This is a genomic window from Bacteroides sp. A1C1 (assembly GCF_004328515.1).
GTDB lineage: Bacteria > Bacteroidota > Bacteroidia > Bacteroidales > Bacteroidaceae > Bacteroides > Bacteroides uniformis.
Window position 1 is genome coordinate 1,499,379 of sequence record NZ_CP036491.1, and the last position, 13,799, is coordinate 1,513,177.

11 protein-coding genes are annotated in these 13,799 nt (G+C 47.2%); 1 reads left to right on the top strand and 10 read right to left on the bottom strand.

Translation table 11 applies throughout. The features are described from left to right. Nucleotides 1-131: 131 nt before the first annotated feature. The 5 genes from EYA81_RS06275 to EYA81_RS06295 form a co-directional block, all read right to left on the bottom strand. Complete coding sequence (locus EYA81_RS06275) at nucleotides 132-704, bottom strand: K(+)-transporting ATPase subunit C (protein WP_005834858.1); 573 nt, start codon at nucleotides 702-704, stop codon at nucleotides 132-134. A gap of 12 nt (nucleotides 705-716) precedes the next feature. Continuing rightward, complete coding sequence (kdpB, locus tag EYA81_RS06280; RefSeq protein ID WP_005834857.1) at nucleotides 717-2,765, bottom strand: potassium-transporting ATPase subunit KdpB; 2,049 nt, start codon at nucleotides 2,763-2,765, stop codon at nucleotides 717-719. 30 nt (nucleotides 2,766-2,795) lie between these two features. Continuing rightward, nucleotides 2,796-4,502, bottom strand: a complete 1,707-nt coding sequence (kdpA, locus tag EYA81_RS06285) for a potassium-transporting ATPase subunit KdpA (RefSeq protein ID WP_117601327.1) — start codon at nucleotides 4,500-4,502, stop codon at nucleotides 2,796-2,798. A gap of 18 nt (nucleotides 4,503-4,520) precedes the next feature. Then, nucleotides 4,521-4,601 (bottom strand): K(+)-transporting ATPase subunit F, encoded by an 81-nt coding sequence (kdpF, locus tag EYA81_RS19910; protein ID WP_055305132.1) that lies wholly within the window; start codon nucleotides 4,599-4,601, stop codon nucleotides 4,521-4,523. A gap of 385 nt (nucleotides 4,602-4,986) precedes the next feature. Further along, nucleotides 4,987-6,345 carry a sigma-54 dependent transcriptional regulator gene (locus EYA81_RS06295; protein WP_117601304.1) on the bottom strand — a complete coding sequence of 453 codons (1,359 nt, stop codon included), beginning with the start codon at nucleotides 6,343-6,345 and terminating at the stop codon, nucleotides 4,987-4,989. Between the two features lie 305 nt (nucleotides 6,346-6,650). Between EYA81_RS06295 and EYA81_RS06300 the strand changes: the two genes are divergently transcribed. Beyond that, a complete protein-coding gene (locus EYA81_RS06300; RefSeq protein WP_117601328.1) occupies nucleotides 6,651-7,985 on the top strand; it encodes an aspartate kinase in 1,335 nt (444 codons plus the stop codon). On the opposite strand, the gene EYA81_RS06305 is transcribed toward EYA81_RS06300, so the two are convergent. From EYA81_RS06305 to EYA81_RS06325, 5 genes are read right to left on the bottom strand one after another with little or no spacing between them, the layout of a single operon-like run. After that, entirely contained in the window at nucleotides 7,982-8,773 is a 792-nt protein-coding gene (locus tag EYA81_RS06305) for a GDSL-type esterase/lipase family protein (protein ID WP_117601305.1), read from the bottom strand. The genes EYA81_RS06300 and EYA81_RS06305 overlap by 4 nt on opposite strands. A gap of 18 nt (nucleotides 8,774-8,791) precedes the next feature. Next, nucleotides 8,792-9,979 carry an AGE family epimerase/isomerase gene (locus EYA81_RS06310; protein ID WP_117601306.1) on the bottom strand — a complete coding sequence of 396 codons (1,188 nt, stop codon included), beginning with the start codon at nucleotides 9,977-9,979 and terminating at the stop codon, nucleotides 8,792-8,794. A gap of 17 nt (nucleotides 9,980-9,996) precedes the next feature. Beyond that, nucleotides 9,997-11,391, bottom strand: coding sequence for an MFS transporter (locus EYA81_RS06315; protein WP_117601307.1), 1,395 nt, complete (start codon nucleotides 11,389-11,391; stop codon nucleotides 9,997-9,999). 17 nt (nucleotides 11,392-11,408) lie between these two features. Then, a complete protein-coding gene (locus EYA81_RS06320) occupies nucleotides 11,409-12,581 on the bottom strand; it encodes a glycosidase (protein ID WP_117601308.1) in 1,173 nt (390 codons plus the stop codon). A 22-nt stretch (nucleotides 12,582-12,603) separates the two neighbouring features. Then, entirely contained in the window at nucleotides 12,604-13,719 is a 1,116-nt protein-coding gene (locus EYA81_RS06325; RefSeq protein ID WP_131225525.1) for a glycoside hydrolase family 26 protein, read from the bottom strand. Nucleotides 13,720-13,799: the final 80 nt, after the last annotated feature.

Sequence of the window (13,799 nt, forward strand, 5' to 3'; positions counted from 1 at the left end):
TACCATTACTAATCAATCGTTGAAAGGCAGGAAGGAAGTTTCGGCTCCCCCTGTAAAATGACAGTCTTTCGCTGCCTGAACAGAAATACTTCCGCTCCTGCCCATAACACATGACAAACACAACTAAAAAATTATTTATTCTGATCGGCTTCTTCTAATGCAATGTTCAGTTCCAGCACATTGACAGTTTCCGTACCAAACACCCCCAAAAAGGGTTTGCTGATGTTCTTGTCTACAATGGCTTTCACTTCAGCCTCGTTCATGCCACGTGCCTGAGCCACACGCTTCACTTGTACATAAGCACAAGCAGGTGTGATATGTGGGTCTAGACCGGAACCACTGGCGGTTACCATTTCAGCAGGCACATCCTTGCGGCTCAGATAAGGATGATGTACCAGAAAAGTATCGATACGGGCTTCCACTTCTGCCAGGTATTCATCGTTCGTAGGTCCCTTGTTACTACCACCCGAAGCATCGGCTGTATAATTACCCGCAGATGGGCGTCCCCAGAAATAAATATCTTGCGTAAACATCTGGCCTACATTGGCTGCACCTACCACTTTACCATTGAGTGTTGCCACCTCTGCATTTCCCTTGTTGGGACCGGCGAACTGTGCAAATATCCACAAGACAAGGATATAGAACAGAGAGAAAAATATGCAAAATGCAATTGTTATTTTAAATGATTTCCAAAGAGTTTTCATTTTATCCAAGTTTTAAAAAAACAGACTAACTATCATATCTATCAGTTTGATGCCGACAAACGGAGCAATGACGCCACCCACACCATAAATCAACAGATTGCGACGAAGTAGCGCACTGGCACCGATCGGCTTATACTGAACACCTTTCAAAGCCAACGGAATCAAGATAGGAATAATGATAGCGTTGAATATGACAGCCGAGAGAATGGCCGTTTCAGGGCTATGCAGTCCCATAATGTTCAGAGGAGCCAACTGAGGGATGGCTACCATAAACAAAGCAGGGATAATAGCAAAGTACTTGGCAACGTCGTTCGCAATGGAGAAGGTAGTCAACGTACCGCGTGTCATTAACAACTGTTTGCCAATCTCCACAATTTCAATCAGCTTCGTCGGATCGTTGTCAAGGTCCACCATGTTACCAGCTTCTTTGGCTGCCTGCGTACCGCTGTTCATTGCCACACCCACATTAGCTTGTGCAAGGGCGGGAGCGTCGTTTGTACCGTCACCCATCATAGCCACCAGCTTACCGGCCTGCTGTTCTTTTTTGATATATTCCATCTTGTCTTCCGGCTTGGCTTCAGCAATGAAATCATCTACTCCAGCTTTCTCTGCAATATATTTGGCTGTCAAAGGGTTGTCACCGGTCACCATCACAGTTTTCACACCCATCCTGCGAAGACGCTCAAAACGTTCTTGAATGCCCGGTTTGATAATATCCTGCAACTCAATTACCCCAGTAACTTTCTGATTGACACATACCACCAGCGGAGTTCCACCGTTGCTGGTAATTACAGCAATCACCTCTTCAATCTCTTTCGGGAACTTGTTTCCGGCATTTTCCACAATCTTGCGAATAGCGTCGAATGCGCCTTTACGTATCTGAGTACCATCCTGCAAATCCACACCCGAACATTTTGTTTCGGCTGTAAACTTAATCATATGAGCACCGGTAGTATTCAAATCACGCATACGATGACCGTTTTCACGTCCCAGTTCAATGATAGACTTACCCTCCGGAGTCTCGTCAGAAAGTGAGGACAACAAGCAAGCCTCTACGAACAAATTCTCGTCAACACCCGAAGCCGAATGAAACTTAGTAGCTTTACGGTTACCGATTGTAATGGTGCCAGTCTTGTCTAGCAACAAGGTATCAATGTCACCGGCTGTTTCTACCGCCTTACCGGATTTTGTAATTACATTAGCGCGCAAAGCACGGTCCATCCCAGCAATGCCGATGGCAGAAAGCAGTCCGCCGATAGTAGTCGGTATCAAGCAGACAAACAAAGATATGATGGCTGCAATGGAGATATAAGTTCCCGGATGGTCAATATTCGTATAATCAGCCATAGGAATCAACGTTACACATACAATAACAAATACCAAAGTGAAACCAGCCAGAAGAATAGTCAATGCTATTTCGTTCGGAGTCTTCTGGCGAGTAGCGCCTTCTACCAAAGCAATCATCTTGTCAAGAAAGCTCTCACCCGGTTGCTGCGTCACCAATACCTTGATTTTATCAGAAAGAACTTTTGTACCACCAGTTACGGAACTCTTGTCACCACCGGCCTCACGGATAACCGGAGCAGATTCACCGGTAATGGCACTTTCGTCAATGGAGGCCAAACCTTCCACAATCTCACCGTCGGCAGGAATCGTATCTCCTGCTTCACAAATAAAATAGTCACCTTTCTTCAAACGTGAACTGCTAACGGTATGGATTTTACCGTCAACCAACACTTTAGCAGGAGTCTCTTCACGGGTTTTACGCAAACTGTCAGCTTGGGCCTTACCACGAGCTTCAGCGATGGCTTCAGCAAAATTAGCAAACAGTAACGTCACAAACAAGATGATGAATACCAATAAATTATATCCGAATGCTCCATATTCCGAAGTACCCAATGAAAGGAAACAGACAATCAGCATGACAACCGTTACGACTTCCACCGTAAACATAATCGGATTCTTTATCATCACCCGTGGATTTAGCTTCACGAATGATTGCTTCAAACTTTCCATTACTTGCTCCTTCTGAAACAGAGAAGCTGATTTATTATCTTTCATACCTATGAAATTACTTTTTACAAACTACTATTACAAACTGAAATGTTCAGCAATCGTACTCAATGCATGTGCCGGGAAGAATGACAAGGCAGCCACAATAAAGATAACGGCAAAAGTCATCACACCGAAAGTTACTGTATCTGTCTTCAGCGTACCGGCACTCTCCGGAACATATTTCTTTCCGGCCAACAGACCAGCAATGGCTACCTGACCTACGATAGGCAGGAAACGTCCTAAAATCAGCGTCCAGCCGGTAGTATAGTTCCAGAAGTAAGTATTGTCGCCCAATCCTTCGAAGCCAGAACCATTATTGGCCGCAGCCGAAGTATATTCATAAAGCTGCTCACTCAGTCCGTGGAAACTGGGATTATTCAACCAGCCGCCTTCACCTGCCACAAATTCAGGATAATGAGCGAACAAAAAGCAAGAAAGTGCTACACCGCCCAAGATGATAAGCGGATGAAGCAGTGCCACAATGGTAGCAATCTTCATTTCACGCGCCTCCACCTTCTTACCGAGGAATTCCGGAGTACGTCCCACCATCAGTCCACTGATGAATACGGCGATGATGATAAACGTATAATAGTTCATGAAACCTACACCCACACCGCCAAACCACGTGTTAATCTGCATGTTCAGCATTTCCATCATACCGGAAAGAGGCATTGTTGAATCATGCATACCATTTACAGAGCCATTGGAAGTAACTGTAGTCACAATACTCCAAAGAGCAGTAGCAGCAGACCCTAAACGGACTTCTTTACCTTCCATTGCTCCATTGTCTTGGGCAATTCCCATCTCATCAATGCGCGGATTACCTCCCATCTCCTGCGAAACGTTGATGCAAACACCCACAAGAAAAGCAAAAAGCATTACGCCGTAGATAGAGTAGGCCATCTTCTTACGTTTGATGTAAAAGCCGAGTGCAATCACCATAGACATAGGTATAATCAGGATAGACCAACATTCTGCAATATCTGTCAAGTAAGTAGGATTTTCCAACGGATGTGAAGAGTTACATCCAAAATAACCGCCACCGTTCGTACCCAATTGCTTGATAGGAACAATCGCTGCCGTAGGACCTTGTGAAACCAACTGGGTCTGTCCTTCCATCGTCTGAACTTCCATCTTACCATCAAATCCCATCGGAGTACCTTGTAGAATGAGGATGAAGCCCACAATCAACGAAAGCGGTAATAATACACGTGTACAGCTCAAAACCAAGAACTTCCAGAAGTTACCGATAGTCTTCGTCGATTTGGCAGCCATACCCTTCATGATACCTGCCATAGCTGCCATACCGGTAGCGGCGGTAATGAACTGGAACAACATAATGACGAACAACTGTGTAAAATATGTCAGTCCGCTTTCACCGGAATAATGCTGCAAGTTACAGTTCACCATAAAACTGATACATGTATTGAATGCCAGGTCCGGTGTCTGGTTAGCGTTTCCATCCGGATTTAACGGCAACCACTGCTGTGTACAGAGCAGCACCATGCCCCATACAAACCAAAAGGCATTCAGAATCAGCAGGGCTTTCAAGAACTGTTTCCAGTTCATCTCTTCCTCCGGATTGACTCCGGCCACTTTATAAATCAATCTCTCGACCGGCTTCATGAAATCCGACCATGTCTTTTCGCCTTTGTAAACCTTGGCAATATACTTTCCCAGGGGATAGGATATCACAATCAGCAGAACAATCTGCAAGGCTACACCTAAAATCTCAGTGTTCATTTCTCCACTCTCCATTCATTAAAACTTTTCGGGTCTTATCAGCACATAAGTCAGATACCCGAACATTACAATACCTAATACAAATAAAGCTGTGTACATAATTCTCTCTTTTAAATCTTCTCAAACCAATCTACGCATTTCCAGAAAAGCCAAAAGGCGAACAAGCCGCTCAATAGGCAAAAAATAAATGATACTGTTATTCCCATGTTTTTACCTTTTAAAATGTTACTACATATTTTTGTCTGCCGGGAATATGCCAAATATGTGCCAAAAAGAGCGCGCATGCCATACATCATTAATTATCAATAAAATACAAACTGCATAAGTATAAAAAGAAACAGGTTGCACCTTTTCAAAATGAAAAGGTGCAACCTGTTTTGATATGTTTTAGTCCATAGGCACTTTCTGCTTCTAAGACTGTTTCAAGAATAATCTTGCCACAGTCCTATATCGAAGGTACCTCAGTCGTATACTGAGCCCCCTATTATAGAAGGCGTTCTGAAATCTTGTATTCCTCAATCTTCCGATACAACGTCGTCAAACCTATTTTCAATAACCGGGCTGCTTCTGTCTTATTCCCCTTTGTATACTCCAGTACACGGGCAATGTGCCGGCGTTCCATAGCTGAAAGTTCAAAACTGCCGGGACTTGAATCATTGGAGTGTTCATAATGGGCATTCTGAATATCAAACGGCAAATCAGCAATGTCCAGATGTCCGCTCTCGCAAACAATCATACTACGTTCTATCACATTACGTAATTCACGGATATTTCCCTTCCACGGTTGGGAGTCCAATGCTTCAAGAAATGCAGGAGCTATTTCAACCACCGGACGCGCCAGCTGTTCCGCAAAACTCTTTATAAAGGCCTTCGCCAACAGCCGGATATCACCTGCACGTTCGCGCAATGGCGGCAGATGTATCTGAAATACGCTTAATCTATAAAACAAATCCTCACGGAAACGTCCGGCAACAATTTCCTGGGACAAGTTGCGGTTCGTAGCGGCAATGATGCGGACATTGACACGGGTAGGTTTCGTATCACCTATCTTAATATACTCACCGGTTTCAAGAATACGCAACAACTTGGCTTGCAGTTCAAACGCCATCTCACCGATTTCATCCAAAAAAATAGTCCCATTGTTCGCTTCCTCGAACAGTCCCTTCTTATCCTTCAATGCACCGGTAAACGAACCGGCTTTATGACCGAACATTTCACTTTCCAGCAACTCCTTGCTGAACGAAGAACAGTTAACCGCTACAAAATTCTGCCGTGCACGCTTACTACTGTAATGGATGGCCTGGGCAAATACCTCCTTACCCGTGCCCGTTTCTCCAGTCAACAGTACAGGAACATCAGTTCCCGACACCTTCTGAGCTAATGAAACGGCATCCTTCAGAACTTTGGATTCTCCCAGGATAGAATCAAAAGAGTACGTCTGCCCCACCTTCTTCTCCAGTTTTTCCAACCGTACATTCATACGCGCTTTCTCTACGGCACGGCTTATCAGAGGAATAATCTTGTTATTATCGTCTCCCTTGGTGATATAGTCGAAAGCACCGTTCTTGATGGCTTGTACTCCATCGGGGATATTGCCATGCGCTGTCAGCAGAATGACTTCCACATTGGGTGCCGCCTTCTTGATAGCCAACACCAAGTCCACCCCATTTCCATCGGGCAGAAATACATCGCACAAAGCAACATCAGGATTTTGGAGTTCCAGTTGTTTCAGGGCAGCCCTACAATCACCGGCCTGACAGGCATCATACCCCTCCAACTCCATCATACGCGTCAGAAGAGTACGGATTTGTACTTCATCATCAATGATTAGAATCTTACTCATATCTATTCGATAAGTTTTTAAACTGATAACGGTAAAAACAGGGGTGTGCAAATATAAGGCTTTTCCCGAATATCGACGGCACATCTTTTGAACTTTTATAAATGAAAAGCCAAGAGCCTGCTACCAGCCAGAGCATGAATATCCCACCACGGCAATGCTACAACGGCATTATGCAGGCCAAGCTCAGGTGGCAAGCCCCGTCCTCCCCCCCTTTCATTTTGGGAAGAGGCCACCTGAAATGAAAAGCCGGAAGGAAGAACCTCCGGATGAATGCAATTATGAAACTGTTAAAAAAGAAACAAGAAATGAAAGTTTGTAAATTCGGCGGAACTTCCGTCGGCACCGTAGAGAGAATGAAACATGTAGCAACACTCATTAAAGATGCAACACCCAAGATTGTGGTACTGTCTGCCACCGCAGGCACTACCAACCATCTGGAGGAGATTGCCGCCAACTTATTCAACCGTGAAATGGAACAAGCCCACGACCGCATCACCCGGCTGGAATTCCAGTTCATCGAATTTGCCAATGGGTTGCTGACCGACGAGAAACTGAAACGGGAAGCAATAGATTATATCCTCGACCGCTTCCAGCAACTATGGAAATTTACCAAGAACTCTTTCACCTCCGTCGAAGAGAAGGAGGTGCTGGCACAAGGCGAACTTATCAGTACCGCTCTGATGCATTTCTACCTGCGCGAGCTGAAAATTCCCAATGCACTGCTTTGTGCATTCGACTTCATGCGTACCGGCCCCAACAACGAACCTGACTTGGAATATATAGAACAAAAACTCCGAGAACAGCTTGCCTGCCATCCCGGCATCAATCTCTTCATCACTCAGGGTTTCATCTGCAAGAATGCCTATAACGAAACAGATAACCTGAAACGCGGCGGCAGTGATTACACTGCTTCCCTCATTGGCACCGCCCTCCAAGCAGACGAGATACAAATATGGACGGACATAGATGGCATGCACAACAATGATCCGCGCGAGGTGTCAGGTACCCGCCCCGTGAAACGCCTCAGCTTCAACGAAGCCGAACAACTGGCCTTCTATGGTGCCAAGATACTGCATCCTTTCTGTATCGCTCCGGCACGCCTAAGGAATATTCCCGTCCGGTTGCTTAACTCTATGGAACCATCGGCAGAAGGCACGCTGATTTCCAACCTGCAGGACGACAATATCATCAAGGCCATAGCCGCCAAGGACCACATCATATACATAAAGTTCGAATCGAACCATAATCTGTGTCCCTATCTGTTCATCAGCAAGATTTTCGACATTTTTGCCAAGTACCGTACCCCCCTCTGCCTGCTGGTATCTTCCAATCTGGACGTATCTGTGGCTATAGACGACTGCACTCGTTTATCGAACATCATCTCCGAACTACGCCAATATGCCCATGTATTGGTAGAAGACCGCATGACCATCGTCTCCGTGGTGGGCAACATGCAATGGGAATTTGCCGGGTTTGAGGCAAAGATTATGGAGGCGCTAAAGGACATCCCCCTACGGATGATTTCATATGGCAGCAGCAATAATGACGTGGCATTCGTCATTAAGAATACAGACAAAAAAAGGGCTTTACAAGCCCTAAATGATAAGTTATTCCAACCGGAATATGCAGAACGGAACTAAAAGAAATGGTTCCGTATCTCCTTCGCGATGTAACGGCCCATCAGCTCCTGCCCCGGTTTGTCGGGATGCAACCCGTCGCGCAGATAGCGCCCACTACCGGAAGGCTGCTCAAACTTTTCGGTGATACCACAGTTGGAGTAACAGTCTATCAGCTGCACGGAAAGCGCCCGGCACAACTCACGCAAGATGGCAATCTTCTGCAGATTCAGTGCATTGTGTTCGGGGTTGCCGGTCTGAATCGGCGTGCACACGAATACGCGGCATTGGGGATAATGCTCCAGAATGGTCTGAATGGACCAACGGACACCGCCCGCCATGGTGTTGACATCTACTTCATCGAGCGTCTTCCCTTTAAGGGCCTCTTCGGCACTACCCAAGTTACGGTCATTCGTTCCCATAGAGAACACAAAGACATCGGGCGCAGGGTAAGCGCCACTTTCCACTTCGGCTATGAACTTCTGGATATGCACCTTTGACACGTTGTTGTGCCGCATCTGCAACTCATGCTTATCCTCCGTAGCCTGCCAACCGCCGGAGATGCCGGCAAAAGCTTCGCTGCCATAATCCTGAGTATCGGGATGGCATGCCCATGTGGCAGAACCGACCGCCACGTTGTGATGTGTAGCGAATCCGAGTTTATCCACTACAGTCTTAGACCATTGTTCGCCTGCGGTAATGCTGTTTCCGTCGCACCCGAAGTTCAGCTTGCTGAAGTCCGGATAAAGAGATTGCGCGTGCAGCGCAATCCCCATCCAGACAAGAATCCCCAAAACCATCAATCTATTCATCTTCTTATGATAGAAAACCTATGAAAAACGTTCAATAATTTCCATGCACATACGTCCGTTGTGATACGGACATTTCCAGAACCCCGCCTTGTCATCATCGGTGTTCACCGTGCCGTCGGCACGCACGCTCCAATGCCATTCTCCGTACTTGTAGTCTACCAGATGCTGCTTGATGAAACCCCAGCATCGGAGAGCCTTCTGCATGGCCACTTCGTCATCAAAGTGCTGGTAGAGGTTGGCATGTCCCACTACGTTCTCGGCCTGCACCCACCAGTGGCGGTCGGTATCGGTCTTTCCCTTATCCAGAAAAGTCTCGTATATCATGCTGCCGTCGGGCGTCAATCCTTCATCGGCAGCGGCAGCGATGTATTCTACAAGTGGTTCCACTTTCTCCAGGAGCTCCTTATCGCCCAGAACAAGGGCAGCCTCGTGTATCAACCAGGAAGCTTCGATATCGTGCCCGTAGGAGACAATTCGGTACTTGCTCACCCAATCATCATTGAAGAACAATTCTAGATGGCCGGTCTTGATATTCAGAATCCGTTCAGTAAAAAGACCTATCAAATTACGAAGCTGCTTCTCCAGACGAGCATCCTTCCATATCCGGAAAAGGTTGGTATAAGGTTCCAAAATATGCAGATGGGTATTCATCGTCTTGCGCTCGTTCTCATCCTTGGCGCTGAGGCGCATGTCGGCTATCTCTCCCCATTCGCGGGTCAAGGCTTCACAATAACCGTTCTTCACGGGGTCGAAACTATGCTCTTCAATCGTCTCAAACAAGCGGATGGCATATGCCAGTGCTTCATCATCGCCCGTGGCACGAGCATATTCACTCAGCCCGTAGATGGCGAAACCCAAAGCGTAAATCTGCTTCTTGGTATCGAGCGGATTGCCTTTATAGTCGAGAGACCAATAAACTCCGCCAAATTCATTGTCGTAGAAACGGTCGATAAGAGTGCGTTTGGCACGCGTAGCCGTTTCCAGATACTCCGGCCTCCTCAGCAAGCGGTATGCAGCCGAAAAGGTCCACAAGATGCGGGCGTTCAGGATGGCCCCCTTTTCAGCTTCGGGCTTCACCTCCTCTCGACCCGTGATACGGCCGTAGAAGCCGCCGTTCACTTCATCCGTCATTCTGTTTATCCAGAAGGGGAGGATATTGGAGACCAACTCCTCCTCCATCTCCTGCTTCATCTTCTTGATATCCACTATTCTATGAGTTTAAGTTATAAGTTATTCTGCTGAAGGTTCTCACGACGCTTTTTCAAGTCTGCATTGATGGCTGCCATACGCGTCTTGTTCAACGGGTAGACGAATACGACAAGAATGGAAAGTACAGCTATCGCAGCAGGAATAAAGCTCATCAGATACTTCAAGCCATCCAGCGCTTCGGGCGTCTGCACAGCATTCTCTGCAGTGTTGTAACCAAAGAATGCCAACAGCGCCATTACTGCCCAGCCAGCAAATGCACCGCCGAACTTCTGTGCCATAGAGCCAGAAGAGAATATCAGCCCTGTAGATGACGTACCGTCCTTCTGCTCGGCATAGTCGGCCACATCGGCATACATACTCCAAATAAGCGGGGATACGATACCGGTACAAATGGAGATAAGCACCTGGAAAACCATCATCAGCCACCATCCCAGCCCGTCATTCGGCACAAAGAAGAAGAGCACACTGAATACTACCAGGCACACGAGCGAAATGATATAGGTTGACTTCTTTCCAAACTTCACGGAAAGAGGCACAGCCAGCGCCACACCAATCATATTACACACTTCACCCACCATCAGGAACAGACCGGCATACAACACCAGATTGAATACCCCAAAATCGAGGAATGCATTGGCACTGATATAGTCCTTGAAGAAGTAGGCGGCAGTAGCTCCACGCACCGTATTGAAGAAATTCGACAGCAACGCCGCACCGTTCAATATCCACCAAGGCGAATTGCGCACCAGCGACTTCACATCCTTGCCGATAGATTCGGACGCCACACTCTTGACATGCTCGCGCGTCATGCTAAAGCAAAACAGAAAGCCTAAAAAGCAGAGCGTGGCAATACATACCATGGCATATTGCCAACTGGAAGCATTGCTATAGTCCATTGATTTAAACCAATTGCACAATGGCTCCCATGCTCCCAAAGCGATAAAACTACCTCCGTATGCAAAAAACATACGGTAAGAAGAGAAAACCGTTTTTGTATTCGAATCATCAGTCATTACTCCCAGCATAGCCCCGTATGGTACATTGATTGCCGTATATACCGTCATCATCAGGATGTAAGTGACATAAGCCCATACCAGCTTACCCGTTGTCCCCATGTCGGGCGTTGTAAAAAGTAAAATCCCGGCAATGGCAAAAGGAGCTGCAATCCACAACAAATAAGGACGGTATTTGCCCCAACGCGTATGAGTACGGTCTGCAATGACTCCCATCATCGGATCGGACACTGCATCCCAAATACGTGTCACCAGCATCAGCAATCCTGCATCAGCCAAGCTCAAGCCAAAAATATTCGAATAGAAGAACGGTAAGTAATAGGAGAATATTTTCCAGAACATAGAGGAAGACATATCCCCAAAACCATAACCGATTTTCTCTTTTAGTGTTGCCATAGTATGTTGTATTTTTATTATTTCATTATCTGCAGATTCTTGTCTATCAGTCTCTTCAACGTTTCTACCGAGGCTGATGAAGACAAGCCGTCAGCAGGCGTATTCATGCAATAGTCCACCAGCTTGTCAATGGTAGAAGTGGCTACATGCATCCGCGTGTCAGAAGAAGCGTAGTAAATAAATACAGTTCCGTCTTCATCGGCAATCCAGCCGTTGGTGAAAAGCACATTGCTTACGTCACCTATACGCTCCTCACCCTCGGGTACCATAAAGGCCCCACCGGGAGTGGCAATCAGTTTCGTCGGATCTTCCAAAGAAGTCATGTACATATAAAGCACATAACGCAATCCGGCGGCACAACCGCGGACACCATGAGCCAGATGCAACCAGCCTTTCGGAGTCTTGATGGGATGCGGACCTTCACCATTCTTCACCTCCTTGATGGTGTGATAGTAGCGCTGGTCGATAATCTTCTCTTCCTTCACCTCGGCATGGGTTATGTCATCCACCAGCGCCCAGCCGATACCACCACCGCTACCGGCATCAATAAAGCCATCCTGCGGACGGGTATAGAGGGCATACTTGCCATCTACAAACTCCGGGTGCAGCACCACGTTGCGCTGCTGACTCTTGGTCTTCAGGTCGGGCAGGCGTTCCCAATTCTTCAAATCCTTGGTGCGAGCAATGGCAGCTGTAGCCGTAGCCGAGGACAAGTCACCGGCGGGCGCATTGTCGTCGTGGCGTTCGGCGCAAAAGATACCGTAAATCCAGCCGTCCTCATGAGCCGTGAGACGCATGTCGTATACATTCGTTGCCGGAATCGTATCTTCAGGCATGGTGATAGGGTAATCCCAAAACCGGAAATTATCAATGCCGTTGGGACTCTCGGCTACGGCAAAGAACGACTTGCGGTCAGCGCCCTCTACACGTACCACCATCAGATACTTGCCATTCCACTTAATGGCCCCCGAATTCATGGCCGCATTCATACCGATGCGTTCCATCAGGTACGGGTTGGACTTCTCATCCAAATCATACCGCCAGAATACAGGTGTATGAGCAGCCGTCACTACCGGATATTTATAACGTGTGAATATGCCATTGCCGTCTTCCACGGCCACATTCTTTCTCGTAATCAGCTCTTCGTGTTTCTGAAAGAGCCTCTCTACCTTTTCTTTAAAAGCTTCCATGTCTGTTATATTGATTGTTTGTTTATTGATACAGATTTACATCGGCTGCAAACAGCGTCTTGGGATTGTTATAAAACTCCCAAAAATCCTCCGCAGATGTCTGTCCCGGATAGGGGGCATAGTAATGGGTCACCTTTTCACGGGCATTGCGCCACACCAGCACATAAGCAAGCGAATATTTCTTTAACGCAGGCAGCAGAGTACCTGTCCACCATTTGGCATCGGGGATTCCTTCGTAACCGGTTTCGGTCACAGCAATCACCTTATTGTGTGCTTTCCCTATACTGTCGATAATGGAAAGTGCCCTATCCATCCCGGCAAGATAGGTATCCCGGTCGAACTGATAGGTATCGAAGCCAATAACGTCTATCAACTCGTCGCCCGGATACTTCTTCAAATATTCCGTTGTGTCCTTGGGTTCCGTGCCCGGAGAGTAAGCATAGAGTGCATTATCCACTCCCCTGGCCTGCAGAGTGTCCACTGTCATGTGCCACAATGTCTTATACTCTTCAGGGGTACACAGTTTCTCGCCCCACCAGAACCAGCTGCCACTGTGTTCGTGCCAGGGACGGAAAAGTACGGGTATCTTCACGCCGTCCGCCGTCTTCAACGAATGAAGGAAATCGGCCACTCCTCCCAACCAGCCGGCAAACTTCTGATGATTCTCTCCACCGGGCAGGATGGACTTCACCACCGTCGTATCCGATACATCCCAGGCATCACCGCCCGTTTCAGGATTGCGCGCATGCCAACTGAGCGAAACCATGCCGCCCCGCTGATACTGATTGATTATCTCTTTCCTGATTTTATCGAAGGGAACCTTATCCAGATTGGCGGCATTCCCAAGTTCCAGCTCTCCCAAATCAAAGCTGATAACAGCCGGATAGTCGCCACACACGCTTTTCACATCCGAACGGCCTTCCTCACCTTCCCAGCCGATACCATATACCGTATCGTCATGATGGCCGAGCATGATACCTTTGGAAGGGATTTTTTTCAAGTTAGCCAGTAAGTTCTCCGTTTCCTGCGTACGCGCAGCAGCCGTCTCTTCATTCACACTCTGTTCTTTCTTGGAAGAACCGCAGGCGGTCAACAGACTTGCCGCCAGAATCATCATAGCAAATTTTACTTTTCTCATATCCATGTTTTTCAATCTGGTATTGTTATTGGTAACACTAATTCCTGGCACAAAGATAGCGGATTGCACCAAGAGAAAAT